Origin of the sequence: Kribbella sp. NPDC049584, assembly GCF_040675555.1 — a bacterium.
Classification (GTDB): Bacteria; Actinomycetota; Actinomycetes; order Propionibacteriales; family Kribbellaceae; genus Kribbella.
In genome coordinates this window covers 326,257-341,880 of record NZ_JBFAPF010000002.1, presented here as the reverse complement: position 1 = coordinate 341,880, position 15,624 = coordinate 326,257, and the positions used below count along the sequence as shown (strand labels likewise).

Sequence of the window (15,624 nt, the reverse complement as noted above, 5' to 3'; positions counted from 1 at the left end):
TGTTCGGTTCCTGTCTAACAGTCTAGCGAGGGGTTCGCGATGATCGAGCTGGTCGACTACGGATTCGGGCCGGGAGCGCGGTCGCGCGCGGAGGAGGCGCGCCTGCCTGGGCGGGAGGGTGCGCTGGCGGCGCTGGAGACGTTCTACTACGCGCTCAACACCAAGGACCTGGAGACGCTGGTCGCCGGCTGGGCCGATGATCCGTTGGTGCAGTTGAACAACCCGATCGGCGGGATCCTGCGGTCGCGGGAAGCTGTGCGGTCGCTCTATCAGCGGCTGTTCGCGGGGTCGCTGGATGTGCAGGTGACGTTCGGCGACGCGGCGACGTACTGGCTGGAGGGCTCGGTGGTGTTCGCGGGGCGCGAGGTCGGGACCTACCGGCATCCGGAGTTGGGTGAACGGCCGTTGCAGATCCGGACGACGCGCATCTTCGCGTACGACGGGGTGTGGCAGCAGGTGCATCACCACGGGAGCATCGACGATGCCGAGGCGCTCGCCGCCTATCAGCAAGCCGTCCGAGGTTAGGTCCAGCGCGAGCGGGCGAGGAGGGCTGCGGTTGCGGCTGTTCCCGCGGTCGACGTGCGGAGGACAGTGTCGCCGAGGCGGACCGGCTCGACCTCGAAGGTCTTGAGCTCGGTCGGGGCGATGCCGCCTTCCGGGCCGATGACGAGGACGATGTCGCCCGACGTCGGGACGTCCAGCGACGCGAGTGGGACGGTTGCCTCTTCGTGCAGTACGACGGGGAGCGCTGCGCCGGCCACGAACTCCGCGACGTCGGCCGTCGACGCGAGCGGCGCGACCTCCGCGAACCACGGACGCCGCGACTGCTTGCTCGCCTCGAATGCCCACGCCCGCCATTTCGCGAGCATCTTCTCCACCCGCTCCGGGTTCGCCCGGAACTGACTGCGCTCCGCGTTCCACGGCACGATCACGTCGACGCCGACCTCGGTCAGCATCTCCACCGCGAGCTCGGCCCGCTCCCCTTTCGGCACCGCCTGGACCACAACCACCCGCGGCGCGGGCGCCGGCGCACTCCCGCGCTCGTCAACCGCCACCGTCAACGCAGTCTTCGAAGCATCCACCACGGGCCCTTCAGCCCAGGCCCCGCGCCCATCCGTCAGCCGAACGCGCTCCCCACGCCCGATCCGCCGGACAACCGCCGCGTGCCGCCCCTCTGCACCATCCAGGGTCAGCTCGGCACCGGACAGGTCTTCCAGGTGGAAGACCGCGACACCCATTTAGTGGGTGCCGAAGGCGTCGCGGAGGCGGCCGAAGACGCCCTTGTGGGTGGCTTGGACCTGGCCCTGGGGGCGTTCCTCGTCGCGGGCGACCGCCAGTTGGCGCAGGAGGTCGGCCTGGGCGTCGTCGAGCTTCGTCGGGGTCTCGACGATCACCTGGACGATCAGGTCGCCGCGGCCCGCGTGACGCAACCTCGGTACGCCGCGCGCGGTCAACGTCAGCCCCGTCCCGGACTGCGTACCCGGCCGGATCTCCAGCGGCGTCGTCTCGCCCTCGAGGGTCGGCAGGTCGATCGTCGTACCCAGCGCGGCCGCCGTCATCGGCAGCGTGACCGTGCAGTGCAGGTCGTCGCCGTTGCGGGTGAAGATGTCGTGCGGCTCGACCTCGATCTCGACGTACAGGTCGCCGGCCGGTCCGCCGCCGGGGCCGACCTCGCCCTGGCCGGACAGCTGCACCCGGGTCCCGCTGTCGACGCCGCCGGGGATCTTCACGGTGACGGTCCGGCGCGAGCGCACCCGTCCGTCGCCGGCGCACTCGACGCACGGGCTCGGGATCGTGGTGCCGTAGCCGCGGCAGTTCGGGCACGGGCGCATCGTCCGCACCTCGCCGAGGAACGACCGCTGCGTGTGCGTGACCTCGCCACGTCCGTGGCAGATCTCGCACGTGACCGGCTCGGACCCGGCAGCAGCGCCGGACCCGCTACAGGTCGGACACAGTACGGCGGTGTCGACCTTGAGCTCCCGCGTCGTACCGAAGGCCGCCTCGGCCAGGTCGATCCGCAGCGGGATCAGTGCATCCTGACCGCGCCGCGTCCGCGGTCGCGGCCCACGGGTCGCGCCGCCGGTCTGGCCGAAGAACGCGTCCATGATGTCGGTGAACGTGAACGCCTGCCCGAACCCGGCACCACCAGGCCCGGCGCCCGCGGTGGCGAACGGATCGCCGCCGAGGTCGTGCATCTGCCGCTTCTGCGGATCACTGAGCACCTGGAACGCGCGCCCGATCTCCTGGAACTTCTGGTGGGCGTCCTCGGAGTCGTTCACATCCGGGTGGTACTGGCGTGCCAGCTTGCGGTACGCCTTCTTGATCTCGTCCGCTGACGCGTCACGGCTGACGCCGAGGACGGCGTAGTAATCGGTGCTCATACTCCAGACCAGGGGGTTGTCATCATCAGGATTCGGCGAGGATCTGGCTGACGTAGCGCGCGACAGCCCTCACCGCGCCCATTGTGCTCGGGTAGTCCATGTGGGTCGGGCCGACGATGCCGAGGGTGGCCAGCGCCTCCGACTTGGACCCGTAGCCGGTCGCGACCACCGACGTGGTGGCCAGCTCCTCGAACGGGTTCTCGTGACCGATGCGGACGGTCAGGGTCTGCGGGTTGGTCGCCTCGCCGAGCAGCCGGAGCAGGATGACGTGCTCCTCGAGCGCCTCCAGCACCGGCTTGACGTTGCGCTCGAAGTCATCGCCGTAGCGCGTCAGGTTCGCGGCGCCGCCGACCGCGATCCGCTGCTCGCCGACCTCGTCGGTGAACGCTTCGAGCAGCGTGGTGACGATCGACGCGACCAGCGACCGGTCCGCCGGCGCGAACAGCTCGGGCACGCCCGCCAGCGACGTGGTCGCATCGGTCAGCCGCTGCCCGGCCAGGACGGTGTTGAGTCGTGAACGCAGGTCTGCGATCAGCTGCTCGTCGACGTCGTGCGGGTGCTCGACGATCCGCTGCTCGACGCGGCCGTTGCTGGTGATCAGCACCAGCAACAGCCGCCGCGGGCTCATCGTGACGACCTCGATGTGCCGCACGCTCGACCGGTTGAGCGACGGATACTGCACGATCGCGACCTGGCGGGTGATCTGCGCGAGCAGCCGGACCGTACGGCGGACGACGTCGTCCAGGTCCACCGCACCGGCCAGGAACGACGTGATCGCCTTCTTCTCCGCGACCGACAACGTCTTGACCGTGCTCAGCTTGTCCACGAACAGCCGGTATCCGGCGTCGGTCGGGATCCGGCCGGCGCTGGTGTGCGGCTGGGTGATGTACCCCTCCTCCTCCAGCGCGGCCATGTCGTTGCGGACCGTGGCCGGCGATACGCCGAGATTGTGCCGGTCCACCAGCGCCTTCGACCCGATCGGCTCATGGGTCGCCACATAGTCCTCGACGATGGCGCGGAGCACATCCAGCTTGCGGTCGTCCAGCACGCGCGCACCACCCTTTCTCGATCGACCTTGGCACTCGAAAGTTCCGAGTGCCAGTCTACCGAGCCGTGGGAGCCGACACGGACACGCTGCGGCGTGGGGCGGATCTCATGCTGTCTCGGGCGACGCTCCCAACGGTACGGCGGCAGGCCGCTCGACCGTACTCGCGACGTCCACAGGCTGATCCTGGACCGCCGCATCGAGCAGTGACTCGAGTACGTCGAGCACGTGGTAGGCCAACGCTCCGTCAGCACGGTGTGGCTCACCGCGACGCAATGCCCGTGCCATGTCCGCGACACCGACGCCCCGACCAGCACCGGCATACCCACCGGCGACGGGGACCTCGGTCCACTCGCGCTGCGCCGCCGTGGCGATCTCGACCGTGCCGTCGAAGCCATTCGGGTCAGGCACCGACAGGCTGCCCTCGGTCCCGTGTACTTCGATCCGCGGCAGCCGGGCGGCCCAGACGTCGAACGACATCAACACCGTGGTCAGCGCACCGGACTCGTGCTCCAGCACGCCCGTGACGTGCGTGGGCACCTCGACCGGGAACGTCGTACCAGCCCGCGGACCGGTGTGGACCTTGCGCTCCTGCTTCGACTGACCAGCTCGCGCGGTGACCCGGCGTACCGGACCGAGCAGGGTGACCAGACTGGTCACGTAGTACGGCCCCATGTCGAGGACCGGGCCGCCACCCGGCTGGTAGTAGAACTCCGGCGCCGGGTGCCACAGCTCGTGGCCCGGTGTGGTGAAGGCCGCGAAGGCAGCATGCGGTACGCCGATGTCGCCGCGGTCGATCACCGCGCGAGCGGTCTGGGTCCCGGTGCCGAGCACGGTGTCCGGTGCGCAGCCGACGCGGAGGTTGTTGGCGGCGGCGTACTTGAGCAGCGGCTCGGCGGCGGTGCGGTCCGCGGCCAGCGGCTTCTCGCCGTACACGTGCTTGCCGGCTTCCATCGCGGCCTGGTGCACCGGAGCGTGCGCCGCCGGAATGGTCAGGTTGAGCACGATCTCGACGTCGTCCGCGGCGTACAGCTCGTCCGGGGTGAGTGCGCGGATGCCCTCGTGCTGGTCCGCGATCGCTTCGGCGCGGCTACGGTCCAGGTCGGCCACAGCGACCACGTCGACACCAGGCAGCTTGCCCAGGTGGTCGAGGTACGTGCCGGAGATGACTCCGGTGCCGACGATGCCGATGTTGGTCACTTGCTCGCCCACAGCAGCCCCCGCTCGATGATCGTGCGTACCTCGGGCGTCTCCAGGTCGTCCAGCTTGTGGCCGACCGTGCAGACGAAGACCTTGCCCTCACCCCAGGTGCGGGTCCAGACCGCCGGCATCACCGCGCCCTCGATCCACGGGTAGTCCGGGTGCGACTCGAACGTCGTCGTCGCGAGCACGTTGTTGGTCGGGTCGTAGTGCACGTAGTACTGCTCGGTGTGCACGTCGAAGTGCTCGATGCCCTGGACGATCGGGTGGTCGGCCTTCTCAGGCACGATGTCGACCCGGTAATCGGTGAAGCCGTGCGGGTGCGAGATGAACTGCCCGCCGGTGATGAAGCTGTAGTCGACGTTCTTGCGGAACGAGTCCGCGATCCCGCCATGCCAGCCGGCGAACCCGGTGCCGCGCCGGATCGCCGCCTCCAGACCCTTGAAGTGGTCGTCCTCGATCTCGCTCATCGTCACGCACTGCACGACGAGGTCGACGCCGTCGAGCTCGAGGTAGCTCGCGGTCGTGTCGGAGACCGTGACCTCGTAACCGTTCTCCTTCAGGAACGGGATGAACAGGTCGGTCGCCTCGACCGGGGAGTGCCCTTCCCAGCCACCTCGGACCACCACAGCACGTCGTGTCGTCACACCGACCACCCTTCGAAAGTTTCGACGTTCCGATCGGAACACTTGCGAGCCTAAGTCCCTGGAGAAGGGTTGCCAACACCGGGCGTGCCCTAGGCTCACAGGATGAGCTGGAAGTTCTGGAAGAAGGACGCTCCGAGCTTCCCTGGAGCGCCGCGGCCGCAGGACACCTTGCCGGTCGGGTCGTTCGGGATGACGGTCGAGGATGTGTTCTCGATCACTGGGCGCGGCACAGTGGTGACCGGCCGGGTCCAGGCCGGCACGGTGTCGGTCGGTGAGCAGGTGCTGCTCAGCCGTGCCGGGCAGCCGATCCTGCAGGTCGAGGTCACCGGCGTCGAGATGTTCCGCAAGATCGTCAAGACCGCGAAGGCCGGCGACAACGTCGGCCTGCTGCTCCGCGGCATCCAGCGCGACCAGGTCATCAAGGGCGACGTACTGAGCAAGTAAATCGGCAAGTAGTGTCGGAGCCATGAGTGAGTGGACCGAGATCGGCGATCGCACCTGGGTTCGGCGGTACGACGAATGGGACCTGAACGTCGGCCTGGTCGTCGGATCCGAAGGCGCTCTGGTGATCGACACCCGCGCCACCACCGAAGAGGCCGAGCAGTTGCGTGAACACATCCGCGAGCTGACCGACCTGCCCGTCCGCTGGGTTGTCAACACCCACGCACACTTCGACCACGTCGCCGGCAACAGCGTCTTCACCGACGCCACCGTCTACCTGCACGAGAACGCCGCGGCCGAAGAGAACCTCGCCGGTACGACGTTCGCCGCCGCCAAGGTGATCGACCTCGGCGACCGTCGCGTCGAGCTCTTGTACGTCGGCAACGCGCACACGTCCGGCGACACGGTCGTCGTCGTACCGGATGTGGATGTGGTCTTCGTCGGCGATCTGATCGAGGAGTCGGCGCCCCCGTCGTACGGCGAGGACTCGTTCCCGCTCGAGTGGCCGGACACGATCGAGGCCGCGGTCGGGATGATGACCGCGGCAACCAAGATCGTTCCCGGGCACGGCGCCGTCGTCGACATCGAGTTCGCCCGCGACCAGGCGATCGAGCTCGGCAGAGTCGCCAACACGATCTCGACGCTGCACCACGCCGGTACGCCGCTCGACGCTGCGCTCGAGCACACCGAGGACTGGCCGTGGCCGGTCGAGAAACTCCAGGACGCGATCCGCCGCGGCTACCAGGCCTTGGGCACGCCGCAACGGCCGAGCCTGCCGCTTCTCGGCCCGGGATGACCTTTCGGGTAGTTGTCCGTTGACACGACGTCATCTCGTCGCGCAACTTGTTCGGAACGGACATCGCCCGACCCGGATGAGGTGGGACCTGTGGCCACTCTTGAGCAGACTGTTCACTCCGATGGACGAGTCGAACTGACCGATCCCGACGCGCTGGCGAACAGTCCGTACGCGAACGCCGAACTCGCGCCGACCCGGTTGCCCGAGCGGACCTGGACGACGTACAACTACGCGGCGTTGTGGATGGGGATGGCGCACAACATCCCCAGCTACCTGCTCGCCTCCGGGCTGGTCGCGATCGGGATGAACTGGCTGCAGGCGTTCCTCACGATCACGCTGGGGAACCTGATCGTGCTCGTGCCGCTGCTGCTGAACAGTCACGCCGGAACGAAGTACGGCATCCCGTTCCCGGTGTTCGCGCGGGCGTTCTACGGCGTCCGCGGTGCGAACTTCCCGGCGCTGCTGCGGGCGTTCATCGCCTGCGGCTGGTTCGGGATCCAGACCTGGATCGGCGGCCAGGCGATCTACGTCATCGTCGGCGAACTGTTCGGCAAGGGTTGGCTGAACGCGTCGGCGATCGGCGGCCACCCATGGACGATGTGGCTGAGCTTCGCGTTCTTCTGGGTGCTGCAGATGGTGCTGATCTTCCGCGGTATCGAGGGTCTGCGCCGGTTCGAGAACTGGGCGGCGCCGCTGGTGACGGTCGCGTTCGTGGCGCTGATGGTCGCGATCCTGGTCAAGGCCGGCGGTTTCGGGCCGATCCTGTCGCAGCCGTCGAAACTCGGCTGGGACGCCGACTTCTGGAAGATCTTCGCGCCGTCGCTGATGGGCATGATCGCGTTCTGGGCCACGCTGTCGCTGAACATGCCGGACTTCACCCGGTTCGGAAAGGGCCAGCGGCAACAGGTCTGGGGACAGATCATCGGGCTGCCGACGACGATGTCGTTCATCGCACTGGTCTCGATCATCACCACCTCCGGCACTGTCGTGCTGTACGGCTCGGCCATCTGGGACCCGGTCGAGCTCACCCGCCGGTTCGAGAACCCGGTGATCGTCACGATCGGCCTGATCATGGCGATCCTCGCGACGATGTCCTGCAACGTCGCGGCCAACGTGGTGAGTCCGTCGTACGACTTCGCGAACGCGTTGCCGCGCTGGCTGAACTTCCGGACCGCGGGTCTGGTGACCGGCGTGATCGGCATCGTGATCCAGCCGTGGCGGCTGATCTCGGACCCGTCGATCTACATCTTCGTCTGGCTGTCGTTCTACGGCGGTCTGCTCGCCTCGGTGGCCGGTGTGCTGATCGCGGGGTACTGGCTGATCGACCGCACCAACCTGTTCCTCGCGGATCTGTACCAACCGAACGGCCGCTACTGGTACTCCGCCGGCTGGAACTGGCGCGGTGTCGTCGCGACCCTCCTCGGCTCACTGCTCGCGGTCGGAGGCGCGTACTCGAACCCGGGCGCCGGCCCGTTCCCGCAGGACGGCCTGATCCCGTTCCTCAAGCCGCTCTACGACTACTCGTGGGCCGTCGGTCTGGTCGTCGGTTTCCTGGCGTACTTCGCCCTCACACTGACCGCGCCGAGCCGCCAGTCGACCGCGTCGCATGCCGCTCCGTCTTACTAGAGTGGGCGCGTGGCTGACAGGTATGGGAACGACGTACTCAGTGGGGACTGGCGTAAGCCGAAGAACGGGCGGACCGTCGAGGTCGCGATCGAGAAGGGGATGGTCGTCGAGGAGCCCACGTCGGGGTTCGTCGGCGCGATCGTGCGCTGGGAGCACGGCGTCGTCGATCTCGAGGACCGGCACGGCAAGATCCGCACGTACCCGCTCGGTCCGGGCTTCTGGATCGACGGCAAACCGGTCAGCCTGAGGCCGCCGAAGAAGGCCGGCCCGGCGAAGAAGACCCGCACCGCGTCCGGCTCGGTCGCGGTCGACAACGTCCGGGCCAAGGTCGCGCGCGCCAGCCGGATCTACGTCGAGGGCCGGCACGACGCCGAGCTGGTCGAGAAGGTCTGGGGTGACGACCTGCGGATCGAGGGCGTCGTGGTCGAGTACCTCGAGGGCGTCGACGATCTGGTCGAGATCGTCAACCGGTTCCAGCCCGCCCCCGGCCGGCGCCTCGGCGTACTCGTCGATCACCTGGTCGAGGGATCGAAGGAGTCGAAGATCGCCGCGCAGGTCAGCAACCGCTACGTGCACGTTGTCGGCCACCCGTTCATCGACATCTGGGAAGCGGTGAAGCCGTCGTCGGTCGGGATCAAGGCGTGGCCGCGGATCCCGAAGGGCCAGGACTGGAAGAAGGGCGTGCTGCAGTCGTTCGGCTGGCCGGCCACCGATCAGGCCGACGTGGCCGCCGCCTGGAAACACATCCTGTCCAAGGTCAACAGCTTCGCCGACCTGGACCCGGCGCTGCTCGGCCGGGTCGAGGAGCTCATCGATTTCGTGACTCTGGACTGATCTCCGGCATCCGCCGCTCGAGCCACGCGCGGATCCGGCGGCGGGCGCGTCGTACATACCAGGTGACGACGCCGAGCACGGCGCTCAAGGCAAGCACTGCTCCGGCGAGAAGCGCTGCGATGATGCGTACGGCGTCGACGGTGCCCGCGAGGATCAGCAGCAGGATGCCGATCACAGCTGTTGCTGCAGGCAACCACGGCTCGAAGATCTGCGGCCGCTGCGCCGGCGTCAGCTTGGCGCCGCGGACCATCCGCTCCCAGGCCGTCTGCCGGGCCGGCTCGGTGAACCAGCGCGCCGTACGCAGCAGCCACGAACCGGGCTGGTGCTTGCGGCCCGCAGCTGCCTTCACCCAGTTGCCGACCTCGGGACCGAGACCGGACGAGACGTCGACCATCCGGTCGGCAATGCCCTTGGTGATCGCACGGCCCTCGGGCGACGCGTTGAGCTCGTTGCGCATCGTCACCAGCGCGCCGATGCCGGCATCGACCGGGAAGTCCCTGGCCAGCCGCTCGATCCGCTCGGCGACCGCTTTGATCTCCCAGCCCTCGGCCTGCAGCACCTGCCGCTGGGTCTCGCGGATCCAGTCCCCGTCCGCACCGAGCATCGCGCCGAGATGCGCGACGCAGTGCAGCCGGCCCATCAACCAGTCCCACCGCCGCCAGTCGGCCGCACCGAACGCGCCGAAGTGCCCGACCTGACTGCCGTACAGGATGCGCTCGTTGAGCTGGTTCGCGATCGAGCCTTCCTGGAGTTCGTCGAGTACGGCGAGTGGGATGTCCGGCCCGAGCCGGAGGAACTGGAACGGCGCGCTGCGCTGCTGCGGCGTGCGTGCCGACGTACAACGAGACACGATCTCTACTTCGAGCGCGGTGTCGACGAGCTCCCAGCCGACGACCGCGACCAGCTCGGCGAACGCGTCACCGAGCGCTCGCTGGATCTGCAACTGTTCGAAGATGTCGTTCAGCCCGACCGCAACAGCCTCCGCGCCACCGGCCGGTCGCAGGTCCAGATCCGCCGCGGCCAACGCGACGTCGAGAGCGTCGCGGACGGCCTGCACCTTCATCAGACAATCGCTCGTGGCGGTCAGCCGCTTGTCCAGCTCCGCGCGCTCGGCGCGCGGCGCCTTGCTGATCTGATTGCGCAGCGAACGCAGGATCAGCCGGACGGTGCGCTCGGCCGCCCCGGTCCCCCACAGCCAGCTCGGGTTGCCGTCGGCATCGTTGCGTACGGCGGTCGTCGAACCGTCCGGCCCCGGCACCCACGGATGCTCTGTCGCGAGGATCTCGTCGATCTCCGACTCCGACAGCGCGGTCGCGGCATCCAGCACGGTCGACTGGTCGTGGCTCGCGATCGTCACGGCCTCCCACACCCCGCCGGCCGCACGACCTCGCGAGTACACCGGTTGCAGCGCGGTCGCGGCCGCCTTCAACCGGGCGCGCTCTTCTGGTTGCTTCAGGCAACGGTCGAAGAGCCGCTGGGTATCCGACCAGGACGCGTCCGCCTCCAGCAGCAACCGCTCGAGCTGCTCGACGTCGGACCGGAAGTCCACCTCGCGCGGGAACTGCACCGCGGACAATGCGGCCACCCGCCAGCTCGGCTCCTTCGCACCTGGCAACGCAGTCGACGCGTGCCCGATCCCCGCGGACGGCACGACGTACAGCACGTAGCGGGTGGCCTTGCCGGTCACCGGCCGCCGGGCGACCACGTCGAGCACCGGACCGAACGGCGCGTTGTCGAGCACGCCGCCGTCCACCAGCCACGATCCCGCCTCGGCCGGACCGGGCTGTATCCGCGGCGGGCTCGCGGCCAGCTCGGGCGTCTCCAGCACCGGACCGAACGCGGCCGGGAACGACGCGGACGCGCGCGCCGCCCGCGCGAGCAGCTCGGTGTCCTTCAGCCCGTTCTTGTCCTTGACCGAGAACTTGCGCCTGGCCCCGTCGTACGTCGGGGCATCCTCGCTCGTGAACCCGTACAGGTACCGATGATCGGGCACGACGAATGCCTGCCCGGCCGCGTCCCGGGCCTTGAACTGCTGCACGCCGAGCCCGGATGCCGTGACGAACAACGTCACAGGCTCCTCGGCGTCGCTGTCACCCGCGTCGGCCACGCCCTTGAGCAGGTCCTCGAGTTGCTGCAGGAAATACTTGCCGTCGAGCACCGATGTCGTCTTCACGCCGGCCGACGGCACCAGTTTGCCGACGTCGAGCGATCCGAGCCCGACCCACTTCTGCCGCAGCCAGGGACCGTCGTCGCCGTCGGGGTCCAGCGTCGAACCGTTCGCGATCGCTGTCGCCAGCAACGAACCGTTCAGCCCGCCGGCACTCGTCCCCGCGATCACGTCGACCACCACGCGCCGCCGCTCCTCGCCCCGATGGCACAACTCCCGCCAGCGGTCCGCTAGCACAGCGTCGTACGGCTGGGACGGCGGCGCGTCGGACCCGCCGGACGCCCGCCGGATCAGATCCAGCTCGTGCGTCACCCCGCCCATCCAGACCGCCAGGCTGACACCACCGTTCAGAACCAGCGCGATCCGGATCTCGTGGTCGGTCATTCAGGTCCCCCTTTTGTTCTTAGGGATATCACGGATGCACCGTTGTCGCAGCGGAGAGTGAACAAAAGGTTGTCGCGGTCTGCACAGAGGGTCATTCTGGGTCGTGGGGGTGGTTGTCATGCGAGCGTTGGTTGCGACGGTCTCGGTGGCAGTCCTGTTGCTGACGGGGTGCTCGTCGAGCGATGGGGGTACGCCGACGCCCGCGGTGACCGTGACCGCCGACGACACCACTGAACCGGCACCCGAACCGACCGATGCCGAGTCGACCCAACCCGAGCAGAAACAACCGTCGATCAGCATCGCGTCGCTCCCGATCGGCGGCTCGTCCGTCGACGACCAGCATCCGAACTGCTACTCGGTCAGCTTGACCGACACCTCGCTCCCGGCCGGCACCACGATCGAGTTGGGTTCGGCAACCTTCAAGCCCGAGGGCGTCTTCGCGGCTGATCAGCAGTCCTGCCCCGGAGACCTTCCAGCCTGCCCCGGCGTCCGGTGGACGGCCGACCAGCACGACACCTGCTACGTCGGCGTCCGCCAGCTCGCCGGCTCCGGCAGCACCACTCTCGAGGTTCCGGGCCAGGCAACGTGCGAGAGTCAGTCCGACTGCGACAGTCTGCTCGGCCGGAGTGGCAGCCAGATCGTCCTGACGGCCGTGCCGACCGAGACGCCTGAGACGCCCGAAACGCCTGAAACGCCGACGGGCTGAGATGGCCGACGAACGGTCGCAGGCTGAGCGCTGGATCAGCTTCGCCGCCGGCATCATCACGCCGGTGACGCTGCTCAGCGCACTGCTGTTCTACTTCGGCTACGTCTCCTCGCGTTCGCAGTACGAGTACTTCGGGATCGACGTCGACACGATCGGCCTGAGCACGCAGGACTACGTGATGCGCAGTCCACAGCCGCTGCTCGTCCCGCTCCTGGTGATCACGTTGCTCGCGGTGGCCGCTCTTCTTCTGCACAACGCGATCCACCCGACCCCCGTCGCAGTACGCCGCGCCGCCCGCGTCGCAGTACTGATCCTCGTCGTGGGCGTAGCCGGTCTCCTCGCCTATCCACTCATCGGCCAGCTTCCGTACTACGCCCTGATCGTCCCCGCCGTGATCGGGTTCGCGGCCGCGGCGCTTGCCTACCTCACCTATCTCCGCCGCAAAGCCGACCCGACCCTCGGCCCGCAACGCGTCCTCATCGCGCTCCTCGCCGTCGCGACCGTCACCTGCGCCTTCTGGGCAACCGCGACCACAGCGCAGTACTCCGGCCGCGGCCTGGCCCGCGCCGACGCCCGCCACCTGAACCGCTTCCCGGTCGTCATCCTCGACACCAAGGAGAAGCTGGCCCTCCGCTCTCCCGGCATCGAAGAAACCACCCTCCGCGCCGGCACCGGCCAGACCTTCAACTACCGCTACCGAGGCCTCCGCCTCCTCGTCGTAGGCCAGAACCGCCTCTTCCTGGTCCCCCAGACCTGGTCCCCCTCCAACACCACCGTCGTCATCCCCCTCGACGACTCGATCCGCGTCCAGTTCCAATTCCAGAACGACCCGCCCTAGCCCCAAGCAGGTCGGACGAAGGTCAGGCGCTGTCGCGGATGATGAGTTCGGTGTTGTAGATCTCGGGGCTGGTGAGGTGTGCTCCGCCGATCTTGGCCAGCAGGATTTCGGCGAGGCGGGCGCCGAGTTGTTCGACCGGCTGGCGGACTGTGGTGAGTTTGGGTGTGGTCGTGGTGGCCAGGACCGAGTCGTCGAAGCCGACCACCGCGACGTCGGACGGAACCCGGCGCCCGCGCTCGGACAACACCCGAAGAGCAGCAGTCGCCATCAGGTCCGACGCAACGAACAGACCATCAAGATCCGGATGCGCATCCAGCAACCGCAGCGTCGCCTGCTCGCCGCCGTCCGCCGTGAAGTCGCCGTACTCGATCAGCGCCGGCAAGCCGGCTTCCTTCATCACATCCTTGTAGCCGGTCAGTCGGTCAAGACCAGCAGTCATGTCGAGCGGCCCGGCAATCGTCGCGACCTTCCGCCGGCCGATCGCGAGCAGATGCTCGACACCGGTCCGCGCACCGGCGACGTTGTCCACGTCGACGCTGGCCACCGGTACGTCGACCCCGAGCGGCCGCGCGCTGAAAACGATCGGCAACGGCAACTGCGCCAACTCCTGCAGCACGTTGTCACGACCGTGGTGGCTGATGATGATCGCGCCATCCACATGCCCGCCGCGCAAGTACCGGATGAACCGCTGGTCGTCCCCCTCAGCCGGCTCGATCAACAGCACCAACTGCGACGACGTCGGCGCCAACGTCCGGCTGACCCCACTCAGCATCCCAGCGAAGAAAGGGTCCGAGAACACCCGGCTGTCCGGCTCCGGTACGACGATCGCCACCGAATCCGTACGACGTGTCACCAGCGCGCGAGCCGCCCGGTTCGGCACATACCCCAACTGCCGGATCGCCTGCTCGACCGCGGCGACCGTCTCCGGCAACACCTTCGGCGAGCCGTTCACAACCCGCGAGACCGTCGCGCGCGACACCCCGGCGACCGCCGCAACCTGTTCCAGCGTCGGAGAACCAGACCCGTCCATCGGCCCTCCTCGGCTGTCGATCGGCCTGCCTTCACACGGTAGTACGTCCTAGGTCGAACGCGCGTCAGCCGTTGGCCACCCGCCGGGGCGTGTTGACAGATTTCTTCAGTTCCCGACCCGGGTATCGGCAACCTTCTCTGCCTGGTCGAGAGCCTGGTCCCACGCAGCATCCGGCGACTGCTTGCCGTTGTCGACCCGCGCCAGCGCGGCGCTGAAGATCTGGTTGATCTCACCGTCGCGGGGACCCTTGTGCTGCTTGAGGATCACGTTCCGGGCCCGGTTGATGAAGATCTGTCCCACCGGCGCCTTGTTGAAGTACGGATTGACCTGGGACTTCACCTGCGGGTCGTTGTACGCGTCGAGCGTCGAGGGGAACGAACCGATCTTCTTGAACACCTTGACCTGCTGCTCGGGAGCGGTCAGCCAGGCAGCCAGCTTCGCTGCCTCCTCCGGCTGCGGCGACTGGATCGGCACGGTCAGGTACGAGCCGCCCCAGTTGCCGCCACCGCCGGGGAACACGTCGGCGACGTCCCACTTGCCCTTCCCGAAGCTGCCCGCGTTGTCCTGGATCACGCCGAGCAGCCAGCCCGGGCATGCCATCGTCGCGAACTTGTCGGTGCGGAAGGCCGCGTTCCACTCGTCGCTCCAGGCGACGAGCCCGGCGGACAGACCGTCCTTGCTCCCGGCCACGACCTGGTTCCAGGTCGACTTCAGTCGCGGGTTCTCGTCGGCGAGGAAGCGGTCCTCGTTGGAGTAGTACGCCTGGATCAGCTGGTTGCGCATCGCCTCCCAGGTCAGTACGGCGGAGTCGTACCAGGCCGAACCATGAACGCGCTGCTTGAACTTCCGCCCGGTCGCGAAGTACGACGGCCAGTCCTGGAACAGCTTCGCGACCTCCGTCCGGTCGGTCGGCAGCCCGGCCTTCGCGAACAGGTCGCGCCGGTAGCAGATCGCCTCCGGCCCGATGTCGGTGCCGTACCCGATGATCTTCCCGTCCTGGGTGGTCGCGCCGGCCACCTTCCAGTCGAGCCAGCGGTCCTTCAGGTCGTTCGCGCCGTACTGCCGCAGGTCGACGAACTTGTCGGCCTTGGCCAGGTACTTGTAGATCCAGCTGACCTCCATCGCCTCGATGTCGGCCAGACCGGTCCCGGACGCGAGGTTCGCGTCCAGGTTCTTGACGTGGTCGTCGACCGTCTTCGCGTGCTGCTGGACGATCGTGATGTTCGGGTGCGCGGCCTCGTACTCCGCGTACAGGTCGTCGTACCCGAACTCGTTGAACGTGGCGATGGTGAGCTCGATCTTCGGCCCGTTCTTCGTGGCAGCGCTCGGATCGGACGAACTGGAACCGCCGCCGCAGGCCGCGGTGACGAGCAGAACCGCGGCGCAGGCCAGCAGTCCGGCGATGGGGCGGTAGCGGGCACTGGGCCGCATGTGACGTGCTCCCTGGAACTTGGACGGAGTTGAGAGCGCTCTCGGATCGCGAAAGTGACCTGAGTCTCAATCGTCCAAACCGGATATGTCAAGCACTC

General features: G+C 68.0%; 15 protein-coding genes. 7 read left to right on the top strand and 8 right to left on the bottom strand.

Translation table 11 applies throughout. The annotated features are described in order from the left end of the window. Positions 1-39: 39 nt before the first annotated feature. Entirely contained in the window at positions 40-525 is a 486-nt protein-coding gene (locus tag AB0J62_RS08385; RefSeq protein ID WP_363865856.1) for a nuclear transport factor 2 family protein, read from the top strand. Here the strand turns inward: AB0J62_RS08385 and AB0J62_RS08380 are convergent. The 5 genes from AB0J62_RS08380 to AB0J62_RS08360 all read right to left on the bottom strand — a co-directional run bounded on the left by AB0J62_RS08380 (position 522) and on the right by AB0J62_RS08360 (position 5,273). After that, positions 522-1,238, bottom strand: a complete 717-nt coding sequence (locus tag AB0J62_RS08380) for a 16S rRNA (uracil(1498)-N(3))-methyltransferase (RefSeq protein WP_363865853.1) — start codon at positions 1,236-1,238, stop codon at positions 522-524. The genes AB0J62_RS08385 and AB0J62_RS08380 overlap by 4 nt on opposite strands. Next, the gene (gene dnaJ, locus AB0J62_RS08375) at positions 1,239-2,381 is read right to left on the bottom strand and encodes a molecular chaperone DnaJ (protein ID WP_134097342.1); all 1,143 of its coding nucleotides are present in this window, start codon (positions 2,379-2,381) and stop codon (positions 1,239-1,241) included. 25 nt (positions 2,382-2,406) lie between these two features. Next, complete coding sequence (gene hrcA, locus AB0J62_RS08370; protein ID WP_134097340.1) at positions 2,407-3,429, bottom strand: heat-inducible transcriptional repressor HrcA; 1,023 nt, start codon at positions 3,427-3,429, stop codon at positions 2,407-2,409. A 105-nt stretch (positions 3,430-3,534) separates the two neighbouring features. Further along, complete coding sequence (locus tag AB0J62_RS08365; protein WP_363865848.1) at positions 3,535-4,638, bottom strand: Gfo/Idh/MocA family oxidoreductase; 1,104 nt, start codon at positions 4,636-4,638, stop codon at positions 3,535-3,537. Further along, positions 4,623-5,273 (bottom strand): ThuA domain-containing protein, encoded by a 651-nt coding sequence (locus tag AB0J62_RS08360; protein ID WP_363865845.1) that lies wholly within the window; start codon positions 5,271-5,273, stop codon positions 4,623-4,625. The genes AB0J62_RS08365 and AB0J62_RS08360 overlap by 16 nt, the downstream gene beginning before the upstream one ends. Before the next feature lie 102 nt (positions 5,274-5,375). Between AB0J62_RS08360 and AB0J62_RS08355 the strand changes: the two genes are divergently transcribed. The 4 genes from AB0J62_RS08355 to AB0J62_RS08340 all read left to right on the top strand — a co-directional run bounded on the left by AB0J62_RS08355 (position 5,376) and on the right by AB0J62_RS08340 (position 8,970). Continuing rightward, a complete protein-coding gene (locus AB0J62_RS08355; RefSeq protein WP_363865842.1) occupies positions 5,376-5,717 on the top strand; it encodes an EF-Tu/IF-2/RF-3 family GTPase in 342 nt (113 codons plus the stop codon). Positions 5,718-5,739: 22 nt separating this feature from the next. Next, positions 5,740-6,510, top strand: coding sequence for an MBL fold metallo-hydrolase (locus AB0J62_RS08350; protein ID WP_363865839.1), 771 nt, complete (start codon positions 5,740-5,742; stop codon positions 6,508-6,510). Positions 6,511-6,600: 90 nt separating this feature from the next. Beyond that, positions 6,601-8,136 (top strand): NCS1 family nucleobase:cation symporter-1, encoded by a 1,536-nt coding sequence (locus AB0J62_RS08345; protein ID WP_363865836.1) that lies wholly within the window; start codon positions 6,601-6,603, stop codon positions 8,134-8,136. 9 nt (positions 8,137-8,145) lie between these two features. Beyond that, positions 8,146-8,970 (top strand): DUF3097 domain-containing protein, encoded by an 825-nt coding sequence (locus AB0J62_RS08340; protein ID WP_363865833.1) that lies wholly within the window; start codon positions 8,146-8,148, stop codon positions 8,968-8,970. On the opposite strand, the gene AB0J62_RS08335 is transcribed toward AB0J62_RS08340, so the two are convergent. Continuing rightward, positions 8,945-11,521, bottom strand: coding sequence for a DUF3376 domain-containing protein (locus tag AB0J62_RS08335; protein WP_363865830.1), 2,577 nt, complete (start codon positions 11,519-11,521; stop codon positions 8,945-8,947). The two genes, AB0J62_RS08340 and AB0J62_RS08335, sit on opposite strands and share 26 nt — an antisense overlap. Positions 11,522-11,639: 118 nt before the next feature. Between AB0J62_RS08335 and AB0J62_RS08330 the strand changes: the two genes are divergently transcribed. Together AB0J62_RS08330 and AB0J62_RS08325 are read left to right on the top strand one after the other, a co-directional pair. After that, positions 11,640-12,227, top strand: a complete 588-nt coding sequence (locus tag AB0J62_RS08330; protein ID WP_363865827.1) for a hypothetical protein — start codon at positions 11,640-11,642, stop codon at positions 12,225-12,227. A 1-nt stretch (position 12,228) separates the two neighbouring features. Further along, positions 12,229-13,065, top strand: coding sequence for a hypothetical protein (locus tag AB0J62_RS08325; RefSeq protein WP_363865824.1), 837 nt, complete (start codon positions 12,229-12,231; stop codon positions 13,063-13,065). Positions 13,066-13,087: 22 nt separating this feature from the next. Here the strand turns inward: AB0J62_RS08325 and AB0J62_RS08320 are convergent, their stop codons facing one another. Continuing rightward, positions 13,088-14,095 (bottom strand): LacI family DNA-binding transcriptional regulator, encoded by a 1,008-nt coding sequence (locus tag AB0J62_RS08320; protein ID WP_363865821.1) that lies wholly within the window; start codon positions 14,093-14,095, stop codon positions 13,088-13,090. A gap of 105 nt (positions 14,096-14,200) precedes the next feature. Continuing rightward, positions 14,201-15,526 (bottom strand): extracellular solute-binding protein, encoded by a 1,326-nt coding sequence (locus AB0J62_RS08315; protein WP_363865818.1) that lies wholly within the window; start codon positions 15,524-15,526, stop codon positions 14,201-14,203. Positions 15,527-15,624: the final 98 nt, after the last annotated feature.